This is a genomic window from Acidiferrobacter sp. SPIII_3, from assembly GCF_003184265.1.
Lineage (GTDB): Bacteria > Pseudomonadota > Gammaproteobacteria > Acidiferrobacterales > Acidiferrobacteraceae > Acidiferrobacter.
Map to the genome: position 1 here is coordinate 2717134 of NZ_CP027663.1, position 13675 is coordinate 2730808.

Annotated in this window: 18 protein-coding genes and 2 pseudogenes; 9 read left to right on the forward strand and 11 right to left on the reverse strand. The window is 62.2% G+C overall.

Annotated elements, in window-relative coordinates; translation table 11 throughout:
- Positions 1 to 189: 189 nt before the first annotated feature.
- The 3 genes and pseudogenes from C4901_RS18670 (at position 190) to C4901_RS13715 (ending at position 1819) form a co-directional block, all read left to right on the forward strand.
- Positions 190 to 1077, forward strand: a pseudogene (locus tag C4901_RS18670) (transposase).
- Between the two features lie 68 nt (positions 1078 to 1145).
- A complete protein-coding gene (locus tag C4901_RS13710) occupies positions 1146 to 1562 on the forward strand; it encodes a hypothetical protein (protein WP_110137808.1) in 417 nt (138 codons plus the stop codon).
- On the forward strand, positions 1559 to 1819 hold the full coding sequence (locus tag C4901_RS13715) for a hypothetical protein (RefSeq protein ID WP_110137809.1): 261 nt from the start codon (positions 1559 to 1561) through the stop codon (positions 1817 to 1819). The genes C4901_RS13710 and C4901_RS13715 overlap by 4 nt, the downstream gene beginning before the upstream one ends.
- Before the next feature lie 25 nt (positions 1820 to 1844).
- Here the strand turns inward: C4901_RS13715 and C4901_RS13720 are convergent, their stop codons facing one another.
- Complete coding sequence (locus C4901_RS13720; protein WP_145960742.1) at positions 1845 to 2447, reverse strand: transposase; 603 nt, start codon at positions 2445 to 2447, stop codon at positions 1845 to 1847.
- Positions 2429 to 3244, reverse strand: coding sequence for a transposase (locus C4901_RS18675; protein WP_110137811.1), 816 nt, complete (start codon positions 3242 to 3244; stop codon positions 2429 to 2431). The genes C4901_RS13720 and C4901_RS18675 overlap by 19 nt, the downstream gene beginning before the upstream one ends.
- Positions 3245 to 3473: 229 nt before the next feature.
- Here C4901_RS18675 and C4901_RS13730 point away from each other — a divergent pair, with 229 nt between their 5' ends.
- From C4901_RS13730 to C4901_RS13750, 6 genes are all read left to right on the forward strand, one after another.
- The gene (locus C4901_RS13730; RefSeq protein WP_110137812.1) at positions 3474 to 3830 is read left to right on the forward strand and encodes a hypothetical protein; all 357 of its coding nucleotides are present in this window, start codon (positions 3474 to 3476) and stop codon (positions 3828 to 3830) included.
- A 61-nt stretch (positions 3831 to 3891) separates the two neighbouring features.
- Positions 3892 to 4152, forward strand: a complete 261-nt coding sequence (tnpB, locus tag C4901_RS13735) for an IS66 family insertion sequence element accessory protein TnpB (RefSeq protein WP_168185747.1) — start codon at positions 3892 to 3894, stop codon at positions 4150 to 4152.
- 197 nt (positions 4153 to 4349) lie between these two features.
- Positions 4350 to 5243 carry a Druantia anti-phage system protein DruA gene (locus C4901_RS13740; protein WP_110137566.1) on the forward strand — a complete coding sequence of 298 codons (894 nt, stop codon included), beginning with the start codon at positions 4350 to 4352 and terminating at the stop codon, positions 5241 to 5243.
- The gene (locus tag C4901_RS18680) at positions 5240 to 5800 is read left to right on the forward strand and encodes a hypothetical protein (protein ID WP_240611774.1); all 561 of its coding nucleotides are present in this window, start codon (positions 5240 to 5242) and stop codon (positions 5798 to 5800) included. The genes C4901_RS13740 and C4901_RS18680 overlap by 4 nt, the downstream gene beginning before the upstream one ends.
- Positions 5773 to 6966 carry an IS66 family transposase gene (locus tag C4901_RS13745; RefSeq protein ID WP_240611877.1) on the forward strand — a complete coding sequence of 398 codons (1194 nt, stop codon included), beginning with the start codon at positions 5773 to 5775 and terminating at the stop codon, positions 6964 to 6966. The genes C4901_RS18680 and C4901_RS13745 overlap by 28 nt, the downstream gene beginning before the upstream one ends.
- 12 nt (positions 6967 to 6978) lie before the next feature.
- Complete coding sequence (locus C4901_RS13750; RefSeq protein ID WP_110137815.1) at positions 6979 to 7182, forward strand: hypothetical protein; 204 nt, start codon at positions 6979 to 6981, stop codon at positions 7180 to 7182.
- A gap of 513 nt (positions 7183 to 7695) precedes the next feature.
- Here the strand turns inward: C4901_RS13750 and C4901_RS19550 are convergent.
- The 9 genes and pseudogenes from C4901_RS19550 to C4901_RS13795 all read right to left on the reverse strand — a co-directional run bounded on the left by C4901_RS19550 (position 7696) and on the right by C4901_RS13795 (position 12809).
- Positions 7696 to 8337, reverse strand: a complete 642-nt coding sequence (locus C4901_RS19550) for a replication initiation protein (protein ID WP_110137817.1) — start codon at positions 8335 to 8337, stop codon at positions 7696 to 7698.
- A gap of 61 nt (positions 8338 to 8398) precedes the next feature.
- Positions 8399 to 8581, reverse strand: a complete 183-nt coding sequence (locus C4901_RS19555; RefSeq protein ID WP_110137818.1) for an AlpA family transcriptional regulator — start codon at positions 8579 to 8581, stop codon at positions 8399 to 8401.
- A 797-nt stretch (positions 8582 to 9378) separates the two neighbouring features.
- Positions 9379 to 9681 (reverse strand): annotated as a pseudogene (locus tag C4901_RS18685) (ATP-binding protein).
- Between the two features lie 46 nt (positions 9682 to 9727).
- Positions 9728 to 10045, reverse strand: a complete 318-nt coding sequence (locus C4901_RS13775) for an ATP-binding protein (RefSeq protein ID WP_370445932.1) — start codon at positions 10043 to 10045, stop codon at positions 9728 to 9730.
- Positions 10046 to 10058: 13 nt separating this feature from the next.
- On the reverse strand, positions 10059 to 10403 hold the full coding sequence (locus C4901_RS18690; protein WP_370445933.1) for an ATP-binding protein: 345 nt from the start codon (positions 10401 to 10403) through the stop codon (positions 10059 to 10061).
- Positions 10396 to 11007, reverse strand: a complete 612-nt coding sequence (locus C4901_RS13785; protein WP_205736030.1) for a hypothetical protein — start codon at positions 11005 to 11007, stop codon at positions 10396 to 10398. The genes C4901_RS18690 and C4901_RS13785 overlap by 8 nt, the downstream gene beginning before the upstream one ends.
- 76 nt (positions 11008 to 11083) lie before the next feature.
- On the reverse strand, positions 11084 to 11482 hold the full coding sequence (locus C4901_RS13790) for a hypothetical protein (protein WP_240611775.1): 399 nt from the start codon (positions 11480 to 11482) through the stop codon (positions 11084 to 11086).
- A gap of 44 nt (positions 11483 to 11526) precedes the next feature.
- Positions 11527 to 11913 carry a helix-turn-helix domain-containing protein gene (locus tag C4901_RS19560; protein ID WP_168185777.1) on the reverse strand — a complete coding sequence of 129 codons (387 nt, stop codon included), beginning with the start codon at positions 11911 to 11913 and terminating at the stop codon, positions 11527 to 11529.
- A complete protein-coding gene (locus C4901_RS13795; protein ID WP_110137291.1) occupies positions 11910 to 12809 on the reverse strand; it encodes a ParB N-terminal domain-containing protein in 900 nt (299 codons plus the stop codon). Before C4901_RS13795 ends, C4901_RS19560 begins: the two co-directional genes overlap by 4 nt.
- Positions 12810 to 13675: the final 866 nt, after the last annotated feature.

Sequence of the window (13675 nt, forward strand, 5' to 3'; positions counted from 1 at the left end):
CACTGCCTGGAGGGGACACTCTATCGACAGAACGAGCCCGCCCAGTTGGTGCGTATTACCGGCATGGCGCCCTTGAGCGCCACGGTCTATGCCTGCGATCGACTGCGCTGCCATCTGTGCGGCGAGGTCACCACCGCCCCGGCCCCGGAGGGCGTGGGACCCGAGAAATACGATGCCACCGCGACCAGTATGGTCGGGCTGCTGAAGTATGGCGCAGGCCTCCCCTTTAACCGCATCGAGACCTTGCAGGCGGGTATGCGCATCCCGTTGCCGGCCGCGACCCAATGGGACCTGGTGCGTAAGGCTGTCCCCGTGTTGGCCCCGGCGCACACGGAACTCTTGCATCAGGCGGCCCAGGCCCCGGTGCTCTACAACGACGACACGACCATGAAGGTCCTTAAGCTCACCAAAGCGCAGCGGGCCGCGGCGCTTGCCGACGACGCGCACACCGAACGCACCGGGATCTTTACCTCCGGCATCGTCGCGACCGAAGAGGGTCGTCAGATCGCGCTCTTCTTCACAGGCGTCCGGCACGCCGGCGAGAATCTCGCTACGGTGTTAGCGCATCGTGCAGCCGATTTGCCCGCCCCCATCCAGATGTGCGACGGGCTATCACGCAACGCCCCCAGCGACTTCGACACGGTGATGTCCTCTTGTCTCGCCCATGCGCGTCGTAAGTACGTCGAATTGACCGAGACCTTCCCAGAAGAAGTGCGCTTCGTGCTGGAGACATTGCGTGAGGTCTATGGGACCGAGGCCCGCATCCAGGCCGAGGGTCTCGACCCAGAACCGCGACTCCTGCGTCACTAAGCCGAGAGCGCACCGCGCATGGCGATCTTGGAGCAGTGGATGCGCACGCAGTTTGAGGAGCGCCGGATCGAGCCCAACTCGACGCTGGGCGCCGCCATCCGTTACATGCAGAAGCGCTGGCCCGAACTCACGCTATTCCTGTGCGTGCCGGGCGCCCCGCTCGATAACAATGTGACCTATGCCGCTAGCGGCATAGGTCACATAATGCCGACTCCCGGATTATGCCGCGTTCCTCTCCAGAAGGACTCTCTCCATGCCATTTTATGATAGGTGAGTCGGCATAATCCGTATGATTTCTTCTGGCTGGTAATGACGCTGGCTCCTGGAGAAACCCCATGAAGACGATAGATACAATCGAAGAGAACGTACCTGAAGGACTGCCGGTCCACTACATTGAGGCATGCCTTGAAGACCTGCGCGCGGCGCGCTATGCGCCCCAGTCGCTGAATGCCAAGCGGCGGATCTTGACCGCCTTTGCGGACTGGATGACACAGCAGAACATCGGCTTAGCAGGTCTTGATGAGAGCGTTATGGCCGAGTTCATGAAGCGCTCAACGGGCGCAGAAGCGACCCCTCGCGCGCCCAGGCGAGCGGTCTCGTGCCTACCTGGTACAAGCCCGCAGACCCCTTGCTCGCCTTCCTTGAGGGCCTTTGATAATGCCGACAACCCAATGACCAGGAGCCGGGATTCCCCTGATATTTCCCTGTTCGCACCTAAGACGCGGCATAATCCGGGAGTCGGCATTATGTGACCGAAAGGGTTCTGAAAAAGGCCATCCTGCACCGAAAGAATGCGCTCTTCTACCGTACTCTCAACGGCGCCTATGTCGGCGATACGTTCATGAGCCTGATCCATACCGCCGAACTGAACCACGTGGCCCCATTTGAGTATCTGGTGGCGCTCCAGCGTCACGGGGACGCGGTCGCCGCGAACCCCGCCGACTGGATGCCCTGGAACTACCAGGCGACGCTCGCCCAGCAAAACCCCGGCCCTGAACCCCCCGATTAGCCGATCTGCACGGTGGCCGAGCGTTTTACGCATCTCTGCCGGAAGGACACAGAGAGACCTCATCGCGGGCCGCGAACCAGTTCAAGATGAGCGGCTTGTGTACACGGATCATGCGCGCAATCTTCTTCATCGGTTCCAAGCGGGATCGCATCACCTTCTTGCACCATTGGTCCATGAATTTTTCGGCCCATGCCGGCGAGACGTATTCCCAGAAGAGCTGGAACTCCTCCTTCAAGAGGTAGGCCCGTAGGGATTTCAGGTTGTACGAGAGCAGATCCTTCAGCTTGACCGCTTGGTTCTCGGTCAAGTTCTCGGGGCGCTTTAAGAGGCACCAGCGCGAGTGCGTCAGGATCACCTTCGTCCCGGGGGTGAGGCGTTTCAGGGCGCGGGTTTCTTGCGCACGCACCTCATCGATCGCCTTGTTCATCTTGGCGGCGATGTGGTAGCGATCCAGGATGTTCAGGGGGATCACCTTCGTCCCGGGGGTGAGGCGTTTCAGGGCGCGGGTTTCTTGCGCACGCACCTCATCGATCGCCTTGTTCATCTTGGCGGCGATGTGGTAGCGATCCAGGATGTTCAGGGCGTTGGGGGCGTGTCGGGCGATGACATTCAGATAGGGCTTCCACATGTCCGAGCAGACGAAGGTGATGAGCGCACTGCGCTCCTTACCAAACCAGGTGAAGAACTGACGCAGGCTCTTCTGGGGGCGTGTCGGGCGATGACATTCAGATAGGGCTTCCACATGTCCGAGCAGACGAAGGTGATGAGCGCACTGCGCTCCTTACCAAACCAGGTGAAGAACTGACGCAGGCTCTTCTCTTGGCGATCCTCGACGACAAATAAAAGCCGCTTCATGCCCTCGTTGATCTGATACACGAGCGTGAGGAACTTGCCCTTCTTCCAATAGATCTCGTCTACGCCGAGGGCCGAGATGCCGGTGAGATCCAGGCGTTCGCGGCCCCAGATCACCGCCATCTCCACCGAGCGGAAAACGCTTTCCCAGCTGGTCTGAAAGCGCCGGGAGACCACCTGCCAGCTCAGCAGTTTGGCCCAGCTGGCGAGGAACCAGGCGAAGCTTTGCGTGACCGGGCGTTTACCCAAGGCCCATGGCAGATACTCGACGTGAATGCCGCATGCGTCGCACGCCAACCGCCGGGGCGCGTACAGGAACCAGGTCGGCATGCCCCACAGCGGCACGAACTGAAAGCGCCGCTCGGGAAGGGTGTCGTAGCCCGGTGCGGGCTGCTGGCACTGCGAGCAGTGGCCCTGCCGGCTTTCATGCGCGCGCAGGCCGATCTCGATGGTCGGCATGGCCGCTAAGCCCCTTCCGCGGGCCTTGCTGGCCGGGCGAATACGACTCCACTCATAGACAAAGCCCTTCATCGGTTCCACACGGTTCAAGAGCGTCTTCAAGGCGAGGTGCATAGATCATCCCGTTCTGAGAAACTGGGAGTATGCGGAACTGGTTCACCCGGCTCAAGCGCCACGATCCCCACGCCGCCCCGCGTCTCTGCGAGCGGTGTGCAAGCCCTTCGCTCAAACGCCAGATCGCGACCTACCCGGTCGATCGTGTCTTTCCGGTAAGCATGCAAGAAACGGTTTTTTGTCCCTGCTAACGTTCGCTGCGTATTTCAACCGATGAGGAACGCAGCGAATGAACGAGACCAGGCAGACGATGGAAGGGCCGGAGGGCGGCGAGACGTTTGAGTCCACACGAGCGCTCTTCCAGCGCTGGCGGGAGAGCCGCCAGCGGGGCGCACGGATCCCCAAGGCCTTATGGGCCGCGGCCGTGGAGATGGCCCGGCAGTACGGGGTAGTACAGACTGCACAGCGTCTGCATGTGGATGGCCCGCGGCTCCTAAAGCGCATGGAGGGCGCGGGGTTCGCGAGGGCCGCCGACCCGCACACCGTGACCTTTGTCGCGTTGTCGGGATCGACACCCGCGGCCAGGACAGGAATCGCTGAGTGTGTCGTGGAGATTCAGAATGCGCGTGGGGGACGATGCGGGTAAGCTTGCAGGGCTCGGGGCTTACCCAGCTCGCACCGCTGTGTGCGGCCTTCTGGGGCGCGCCATGATCGCCATCACCCCGCACATGCGCGTGCTGGTGGCGGTGGAATCGGTGGACTTTCGGGCCGGTATTGATGGCTTGGCGCAACGCTGCCGGGCGGTCCTGCGCGAAGAGCCCTTTCAAGGCACGGTATTTCTCTTTCGCAGCCGCTCGCACACGGCGATCAAACTCCTAGTCTATGACGGCCAGGGATTCTGGCTCTGTCACAAGCGCCTGTCACGCGGTCGGTTTCGTTATTGGCCCCAGGCTGCAGACGGGTGGTGAGTGAGGCCTTAGCGCACGAGGTGCAGGTGTTGTTGAGTGCGGGGAATCCGGCGCAATCCCACGCCCCGCCGTTGTGGCGCCCGGTGGGCGCTAAGCGGGGGCCGCGCTCGCCGGCTGCGGTCCCGCGGGGCGGGGACGAGGCCGGGCTTGGGGTGGGGGCTTGCGTTCCATAACCACGCGCGGTAAGATCTGTCCCCATGGAGATCTTATTACGCTATCGCGGCCGCGCCGTCACGACCACCGACGCGCATTTCATCCGTGCCTTGATCGCCGCCCACCCCGAGCAAAGCCGGCGGGCGTTGTCGGCGACGCTCTGCCAGGCCTGGGACTGGCGGCAGGAAAACGGCGCCCTGCGCGCGATGGTGTGCCGGGGACTCATGCTGGCGCTCGCGCGCGAAGGGCATATCACCTTACCGCCGGTGCGCCGCACGCCCCCCAATCCCTTGGGTGTCCGCGCGCGCCTCGCACGTGGTGCCCCGGCGCCCCTGGCAATCGATACCACGCCGCTTACGGGGTCCTTGCGCGCCTTAGGGGCGCTTACGCTCGTGTCGGTCCGGCGAACCCCCGCCGAGGCCCTCTTCAAGAGCCTGATGGAGGCCCACCATTATCTGGGCTACACGCAGCCGGTGGGCGAACACGTCAAATGCATGGTCTATGCCGGGACGCGCCCGGTGGCGCTCGGCGCGTGGAGCTCGGCCCCCCGGCATCTGGGGCCCCGGGACCGGTTCCTCGGCTGGTCGCCTGCGGTGCGCCGCCAGAACATCGCGGGTATTGCCTATAACACGCGCTTTTTGATCCTGCCGTGGGTCCAGGTCCCCCACTTGGCCTCGCACGTTCTTTCCCGTATGACCCGGGCGCTCCCCCAGGCCTGGCAAGAGGCCTATGGCCACCCGGTGTATTGGGCTGAGACCTTCGTCGATACCACCCGCTATCGCGGCACCTGCTACCGCGCGGCCAACTGGCAGGTCCTGGGCCAGACCCAAGGGCGCGGCAAGGACGATCAGACCCACCAGGCAAACCGCAGTGTGAAAGACGTATTGGGCTTGCCGCTGACGCGGGATTATCGCGCCCGCTTGTTGGGCGTGGCATGAGCGGGCACAAGAAGCGGGCGCGGCCCGCGTCTGCGGTGCCGCCACGCATCGAGGTGCCGATCACGGATATCACCGCCATCGTCGAGCGAACGCGCGCGGTCTTGAGCACCGAAGAACACGCCGCCTTACGCGCGGCCGTCGATACCCTGGCCTTGGTTCAGGCCGAGTTGGCCGTCGATACCCTGGCCTTGGTTCAGGCCGAGTTGCAAACCAAGAATGCCTCGCTCGCACGGTTGCGCAAGATGATTTTTGGGGCTCGCACGGAGAAGACTCGCGCCGTGCTCGGGGGGAACGCAGGCGAGGATCGTCATGCGCCAGACACCGAGGCGGCGGGATCGGACGCGACGCCCTTGCTGCCACCAGATCCCTCTTCACCAAAACCCAAGGCCCCCGGCCATGGCCGCAACGCTGTGAGTGCGTACACCGGGGCCGCACAGGTCACGGTGGCGCATCCCGACCTCCACAGCGGGGATGCCTGCCCCACTGCCTGGAGGGGACACTCTATCGACAGAACGAGCCCGCCCAGTTGGTGCGTATTACCGGCATGGCGCCCTTGAGCGCCACGGTCTATGCCTGCGATCGACTGCGCTGCCATCTGTGCGGCGAGGTCACCACCGCCCCGGCCCCGGAGGGCGTGGGACCCGAGAAATACGATGCCACCGCGACCAGTATGGTCGGGCTGCTGAAGTATGGCGCAGGCCTCCCCTTTAACCGCATCGAGACCTTGCAGGCGGGTATGCGCATCCCGTTGCCGGCCGCGACCCAATGGGACCTGGTGCGTAAGGCTGTCCCCGTGTTGGCCCCGGCGCACACGGAACTCTTGCATCAGGCGGCCCAGGCCCCGGTGCTCTACAACGACGACACGACCATGAAGGTCCTTAAGCTCACCAAAGCGCAGCGGGCCGCGGCGCTTGCCGACGACGCGCACACCGAACGCACCGGGATCTTTACCTCCGGCATCGTCGCGACCGAAGAGGGTCGTCAGATCGCGCTCTTCTTCACAGGCGTCCGGCACGCCGGCGAGAATCTCGCTACGGTGTTAGCGCATCGTGCAGCCGATTTGCCCGCCCCCATCCAGATGTGCGACGGGCTATCACGCAACGCCCCCAGCGACTTCGACACGGTGATGTCCTCTTGTCTCGCCCATGCGCGTCGTAAGTACGTCGAATTGACCGAGACCTTCCCAGAAGAAGTGCGCTTCGTGCTGGAGACATTGCGTGAGGTCTATGGGACCGAGGCCCGCATCCAGGCCGAGGGTCTCGACCCAGAACCGCGACTCCTGCGTCACCAAGCCGAGAGCGCACCGCGCATGGCGATCTTGGAGCAGTGGATGCGCACGCAGTTTGAGGAGCGCCGGATCGAGCCCAACTCGACGCTGGGCGCCGCCATCCGTTACATGCAGAAGCGCTGGCCCGAACTCACGCTATTCCTGTGCGTGCCGGGCGCCCCGCTCGATAACAATGTGACCGAAAGGGTTCTGAAAAAGGCCATCCTGCACCGAAAGAATGCGCTCTTCTACCGTACTCTCAACGGCGCCTATGTCGGCGATACGTTCATGAGCCTGATCCATACCGCCGAACTGAACCACGTGGCCCCATTTGAGTATCTGGTGGCGCTCCAGCGTCACGGGGACGCGGTCGCCGCGAACCCCGCCGACTGGATGCCCTGGAACTACCAGGCGACGCTCGCCCAGCAAAACCCCGGCCCTGAACCCCCCGATTAGCCGATCTGCACGGTGGCCGAGCGTTTTACGCATCTCTGCCGGAAGGACACGGTCGATCTGACGGGCCGACTCGCCGGCCGCCGTGTCGATGTCTACCGCGTGGAACTCGATCGCTGCCGGCAGTGCGGCCACCTCATGCCGACCCCCGAGGGACAAGCCAAGGTGAAACGCTGCGTCAAAGTCGGGAAGAAAATCTTCCTCAAAAGCCTCGATTAGCCACGCCGACTACCCACACTTTGTGCGGAAGAGCCTTAACTTCGTGCATACGAACCCCTCCCCGCCAAAACGAACCACACCCTTTAAAACCCTAGACGCTGCACAGTAAAATCAAGTTGGGGTCGGGGCTTATACCCTCCCCTTGTTGGCCCACTGAGGCGCCGGAGATCACTGAGGGACCCTATTGAACCGCAGGCGGAAGCCCGTCCGGAGGCCGTTTGTCTTCGGATAATTGCGCTCGGTCGATGGCAGTATCGTCATCGACGATCAATACCCCGTTCTCAACGGCTAGCTTAGAGATGTGGGCGAGTGGCTTGCCATCGTAACGATTATAATAGGACAGTCTCGCGTCGCTGCCGTGGTTGGAGATCCTTTCGAAGCAAAATAACCCCGATCGATTGTGGTCGCAAAACCAGAGCACCCCGTTCCAGGCAAGACAGTCCACCCAATCGTAAAACCATGCACTAATCGGCAAGGGGGCTTGAAACTGATCGTTTATCCCTGCTAGGTGCGCTAGCACGACCTTATGCCACAACTCCTGTCCATTTGGACCCCACAATGGTCTCTGACGGCGCTATAAGCCCATATCCGCCCCGCATCGAACAAGGCACAATTGCGCCCCAATCCGTGGGCCTCAGCTGGCATAACGCTATCATTTGCTGCCCCCCTGACCGCCCGTAAATCAAGATACTCCGCCAGTTCTCCCAGCGCATAAGGGTGATCGTGGATCTCCCACACACGCCAACGGGGATGCAACGGGTTTTTCGTGATCAGCCCCGCATATCCTCGGTCAGCTCCCAGCCGCGTCGTCATGGCACGCTCGATGGCAGCTACGTAACGGAGTGGTTTCTCTCGCGCCGCAGCGGTTTTGCAGACACCGGGGGATAATAAGTAGACGAGATGCGCATGCGCATTTTCCCGATTCACCGCAACGAAATTAGGGGGCGCCAGATCGCCCTGCTCCCAAGCCAAAGCCGCACCCGGACGATCCACATCAAAGACCAGCCACCGGAGAATACCCGGCCCGTTTTGCTGGATGTACGCCTTTTTGATCGCCGTGCCCCGTGGCCTGATTTGAAGACCACTGCTCAGATCATCGGTACAGTAGGGTCTGGTGGGAAGGTAGTTGACGAATTGCTCGGCTGCGCTACTCATAGGGAGCGCCGTCTTTTTGGCCGCCCCCGGTAGGTCGATGGATCCGCGCTCCCACCGGGGTTCATTTCACCCTTCCGGCGAGCCACACCTCCACATCCACTTTGCGCCAACCCGTAATCCCGGGTCCCAACCGAACAGGCGGAGGAAAAACGCCACCATGGATCAAGCGATAGAGGGTAGCCTTGGATATCCCGAGAATGTCCGCCACCATCTTCGGGCGAAGAAAAATTGGATCGATACGCATCACACGCTCCCACGTAGTCTCAGGGGAGAGTGACCGCTTGAATCCAATTCGAGGATCGCGATTCTTATTGCGTGGTTATGAAATACCTGTCACTTTGGGGATCATGCAAGCGCTGTCAGTTTTTTTATTCCGCGAACAAAGGGGCACTCTTAAGCCCGCGACCGTCTTTCGCCGTGTTTCCCGGCTCCTCTGGCTCCGCGAATCCGCGCGCGCAGCCGCCGCCATTGCCGCCAAAAAAAGGGGTGCCACATGGCACCACGTGGAATCGCTGGCGATCTGGATGGAGCGTTACGCGGATGGGCCTCCTGGTCTTCCGGGCTATGGCCCTCTCACTGGCCAAGAATCCGCGTTGGTGGCGGAACTCATATGGGAAGCTCGGGCGCGCGGGGCCAACGATCCGCGACGGGCGTTGTGCAGTTTTTGCTGGCGCCCAGCTGTGGGGTTTCTCAAAAAAACCCGCGCGGTGTGCCCACGCCACATCCCCCCTCCGGCGACTACCAAAAAACCCGTCGTCTGATGGTATGGGCGGGTGGGTATGACCAATTACACGCATTATTCCTCAACGCTCACCAAAATGAATCCGTTTCTGCTCAATAAAGCGGACCCAGAGAGTGCGCATGAGTGTGTGCGGTGGGCGCGATATTGCGGGTGTTGGGTGGGTGTGGTAGCGGGTATTCTTGTGTGAAGACGCAGAGATATTCACGACGTGGTCCGCTCGCTCGTCAGGCACTGCCATAAATAGGCCGTGTTCGGGGTGCGCGGTGTGGCAGTGGTGAGGGAGGCCCGCGGTACGAGAACTAGGGGGCGGGAACGGATCCGCGTCGAGAGGATTTGGGGGCTCGGTCGGCAGAAACCGATGCGGGGCGTTCAGGAGTGCGCAGGGAGGGGCCATCGATGCGGATGGTAATGCAGCGATGCTGGAGGCGGTCGAGCAAGGCGTCGACGAGCGCTTTATTGGCGAACAACTCGTACCAGTCAGACGGCTCTCAATTCGTTGTGATGATAGTCGATACGCGGCCATAACGCTGGTCCATCAGCCGAAAGAAGGCGTTCGACTGTTCGGGTTTCAGGGTCAGGTAGCCCAGTTCGTCAATCAGCATGGGCTGAGAGCGGGCCAGTTGCGCGAGGAGCTTCGGAGTCGAACGATCAGCGAGCGAGGCGTAGAGTTCGTCGAGCAGCACCTGGGCATTGTAGAAGCGGCCCGCGTGCCATCAGCATGGGCTGAGAGCGGGCCAGTTGCGCGAGGAGCTTCGGAGTCGAACGATCAGCGAGCGAGGCGTAGAGTTCGTCGAGCAGCACCTGGGCATTGTAGAAGCGGCCCGCGTGCCCGTTGAGGCAGGCCTCGCGCAACAGAGCGATGGCAATGCCGGTCTTGCCCGTACCGGGTGGTCCGATAAGCAGGATATTCTCGTTACGGTGCAGGAAGTCGAGCCCGGCCAGGGCGCGGATCTGACTCCGATCCACACCGGGTTGACGATCAAAAGGGAACGAGTCGAGAGTCCAGTGGTCCGATAAGCAGGATATTCTCGTTACGGTGCAGGAAGTCGAGCCCGGCCAGGGCGCGGATCTGACTCCGATCCACACCGGGTTGACGATCAAAAGGGAACGAGTCGAGAGTCCAGTGCCACGGCAGTTTCGCCTGCGTGAGGCGGTAGGCTAAGCGCTTTTCTCGGCGGTGGGCTTCTTCCTCGGCCAGCAATCGCCAGAGAACTTCTGCAGGGGGCGAGCCTTCGTGCTCGGCACGATCCAGTTCCGCATTCAGGGCCGCATCCATGCCGCGAAGACGGAGTTCGGCGAGCCGTTCGTGGATCTGATCACGCATCGTCGTAGGAATCGCCGTTCAGGGCAAAAAACTCGCCAGCCACTTGGTGCAAGATGAGTTTCTCCAGTCGCCCCAGGTCATACAGACCGAAGTGGGCGGCCTGCCGCACAGCGGCCAAGAAGGGCTCTCGGGGGTAAGTGCGCTGGAGCGTCAGCAGCCGTTGCAAGGCGCGCACCCCGCGGCCGCGGCCGCGTTGCTTGAGGGCGCGCGCATAGGCTCCCAGTTCCGGATTGTCGCGCCAGAGTGGTCCTTCTATGTCCGGCATGCGGCTTACGCGAATAGGGATGGGATGATGCGTCGGATCCGTGCTGCGGGCCTGGCGTTGACCGATGAGTCGGGAATGGATCGCTACCGCTGTGCCCCGATGGTGGATGTGGACCTGGGCGGGATATTTGTAGAGGGTTACGGTCTGGCCCACGAGGCGCTCGGGGACCGAGTAGCGGTTCGATTCGAGCGAGACATACCCGCTCAGGTCCACCACCCGATCGCAGACCTCATAGATCGGTGGCAGCGCGATGGGCAGGGGTTGCAAGGTTGGCTTCTCGATCACATAGGCGGCCTCGGGCGACATCCCCAGAACCCGCTTCGGGTTGGCATTGGCCACCTCCCGGCACCAGGCGAACGCTTGGCGGTTCAGGTCGTCGAAATCGGTGAAGCGGCGGCCAGGCAGGAAGTTGGTCTCAATAAAAAAGAACGTTCTCTCGATCCGTCCCTTCCGATCCCTCCCGGCACCAGGCGAACGCTTGGCGGTTCAGGTCGTCGAAATCGGTGAAGCGGCGGCCAGGCAGGAAGTTGGTCTCAATAAAAAAGAACGTTCTCTCGATCCGTCCCTTCCGATCTGGATGCCCGACCCGGTGCGCGCGGAAGGCAAACCCCAGTGTGCGCGCAAAAGCGGCCATCTCGGGGGCCATGATGGCGTCTGCACCAGCGCCGGAGGCGAGCATCACGCTCGTGTTGTCGATCAGGCAGATCGGGCAAACCCCCTCCATGAAACGCGCGGCGTCAAGCAGGAACTGCTTGGCTTCGAAGCGGCTATAGCGGGGGTAATATTGAACGAACAGACGGCGCGAGTAGGCCAATACGAGCCCTGCGCACTGGGCGGTTACGGTCTTGTCACCCAGGGTCACGCGGTGAGGCGAGGTGTCATGTTGCATTTCCTCGCCCGGGCCGAAGGTGTATTCCCCGCGCGCACGGGCGGCGTGCGTAGCCCCGCTTCCCGGACCCAACGCGTCAACGTGCTATACGTGCTATAAGAGATCGTGAGATCGTACTCAGCGGCAAGTAGTTGCTGAACGCGCACCACGTTGCCTTGGGCGCGCGCGAAGGCGGATTGCAAATAGGTGCGGGTCACACCGAGCTTCTGCCGTTCCTTCTCCCCCTCTGCCAGCGGGGCGCGCAGTATCCGGCGAACGGTATTGCGCGATAGCTTCAGCAGCCGACTGATTTCGCGTCGGCTCTGGCCTTGGGCTTGCAGGGTGCGGACGGCATCACGGATCTGGCTGGGGGTCATGGGTCGAGACTCCTGGCTAGGTCGGCCTGCAGGGTATTGAGGGCGATGCGCAGGCCTCTCAGAGCCTTCTGTAAGGGCTCGGGGAACACGGGCGGGTCTCCTATTGACCAGCACGGGCGCAGTCGCTTGATCAAAGCGAGCAGTTGCCGGACATCGGCTAGGCACTGCCCTTCCGGGCCTTCGCGCACACCCGCATCGGCACGCTGCTCGTCGCGAGCGTGCAGGCTTTGAATGAAGAGGCGCGGGTGAGACACCATGTGCTCACGGGCGGCCCGCGGGGCCGTCCGATAATGTTGGAACCAAGTCTGAAGGTCCCGGCTGGACAAGAGGGTCGAATCGAGCGCGCTCAACAATTGAGTCGCATGGTCGGTGTTGGCGCGCGCCAACGGCGCCAACACCCGCGTAGCCGCCCAGGTGGATACCGTACCCTTGCGTACCGCATCCAGCAGTCCGTCGGGCAGACCGCAGACGAGCGCCAGCCGTCGGCTGACCCAACTCACATCGCGACCACTGCGGCGCGCCACCTCGCGCTCGCTCAGACCCTGGCCGTGCACGAGTTCTCGCAGCAGCAACGCTTCTTCGAGGGCCGCTAACGGTCGACCGTGAACACGCGCGAGCACGGTCAGCAAGGCTTGGGCGAGATCGCACGCCCAGGATTCCACACACGCGGTGTCACGCCCGAGTCGGCGCAGGGCCAGGATGCGCCGGTAACCGTCGATGAGGATCAGGCGGTCGCCGCTCTCGTCGCGCACCACGATGCATGGCAGGAGTTGGCCGCTCTGCTCAATCGACCGGGCCAGCACCTCAACCGCCCGCGGTTCCTGCAGGCGGGCGTCGAGAAACCGCAGGTCAAGGCGGTGGAGATCGACTTCCAGTACGGGGGCGACGGTATCCATGACGAAAACGGTACCCGCCTAGCCCGCGAATGCCTATCACGTCCTCTCTTTGCAAGATCGCGATGAAGACGACCAAAAATCTCTAACCCCTTGACAATACGGTCAATTCCACCGTGCACGCGTCACTCTTTGCAAGATCGTTGCCTGGGGCAGGAGAAAGCCGGTAACGACCGGAAACAACAGGGATATTGGCCGTTGACACGCCCATCTTTGCAAGACGGCGACTCTGGTCGCGGCGGGCCTGTTTATCGCGATTATCGCGGGTATAGGCGTCATGGGTCTTTCGGTAAGTCCGCCAATAGTCCGGATGGCGGTCCCGCCAAGCCTCTTGGGCGCGCGCCTGGTTCTCACGATAATCGGGGTCGGTGCGACGCTTGGCACTTTGCCAGCGCTTGCGCCGTATGCACTGACAGGCCGGTGCCGAACAATAGCGTTGGGCGCGGACTTGTGGACGCACCCGAAAGGACCGCCTGCAGGCGGCGCATCGTGCCGTGGGCATTGTGGCTTTCCCCCCTATCGCCAGGAATCCTGGCAGAGAGGATGCCGGGAACCAGGGGCGGGTCAATGCACGACGAGCAGGAATGCCGTAGGACCCGAAGGAAATCCGGGATGACTAGCGCATGCCGTCAACGGCCGTGGGCGGGTCCGTTTGCGTGAGCAGGGGTGGGTTCATTCGCGTAAGCGTCAAGGCATTATTTGTAGCAGAGATGGTCCAGATTCGAGCCACCGTTAGCGATGAGGCTCTTGAGAAAGTAATCCAGATGACAAAAATCGAACCACCGACCAGAGAGTGGTGGGCCGCCTATCCCTTCCCTTGGGCCACTTTTGAATTGGAACTAGGGGTTCGGATCCTTGCTTATAGCAAC

What these genes read in the sequence shown, in the direction of transcription:
- tnpB (WP_168185747.1), top strand. Translation starts at nt 3,892, where the DNA reads ATGATCGCCATCACCCCGCACATGCGCGTGCTGGTGGCGGTGGAATCG.
- C4901_RS18680 (WP_240611774.1), top strand. Translation starts at nt 5,240, where the DNA reads ATGAGCGGGCACAAGAAGCGGGCGCGGCCCGCGTCTGCGGTGCCGCCA.
- C4901_RS13730 (WP_110137812.1), top strand. Translation starts at nt 3,474, where the DNA reads ATGAACGAGACCAGGCAGACGATGGAAGGGCCGGAGGGCGGCGAGACG.
- C4901_RS19560 (WP_168185777.1), bottom strand. Translation starts at nt 11,913, where the DNA reads ATGACCCCCAGCCAGATCCGTGATGCCGTCCGCACCCTGCAAGCCCAA.
- C4901_RS13795 (WP_110137291.1), bottom strand. Translation starts at nt 12,809, where the DNA reads ATGGATACCGTCGCCCCCGTACTGGAAGTCGATCTCCACCGCCTTGAC.
- C4901_RS19555 (WP_110137818.1), bottom strand. Translation starts at nt 8,581, where the DNA reads ATGCGTATCGATCCAATTTTTCTTCGCCCGAAGATGGTGGCGGACATT.
- C4901_RS18675 (WP_110137811.1), bottom strand. Translation starts at nt 3,244, where the DNA reads ATGCACCTCGCCTTGAAGACGCTCTTGAACCGTGTGGAACCGATGAAG.
- C4901_RS13710 (WP_110137808.1), top strand. Translation starts at nt 1,146, where the DNA reads ATGAAGACGATAGATACAATCGAAGAGAACGTACCTGAAGGACTGCCG.
- C4901_RS13720 (WP_145960742.1), bottom strand. Translation starts at nt 2,447, where the DNA reads ATGTGGAAGCCCTATCTGAATGTCATCGCCCGACACGCCCCCAACGCC.
- C4901_RS13740 (WP_110137566.1), top strand. Translation starts at nt 4,350, where the DNA reads ATGGAGATCTTATTACGCTATCGCGGCCGCGCCGTCACGACCACCGAC.
- C4901_RS18690 (WP_370445933.1), bottom strand. Translation starts at nt 10,403, where the DNA reads ATGCGTGATCAGATCCACGAACGGCTCGCCGAACTCCGTCTTCGCGGC.
- C4901_RS19550 (WP_110137817.1), bottom strand. Translation starts at nt 8,337, where the DNA reads ATGAGTAGCGCAGCCGAGCAATTCGTCAACTACCTTCCCACCAGACCC.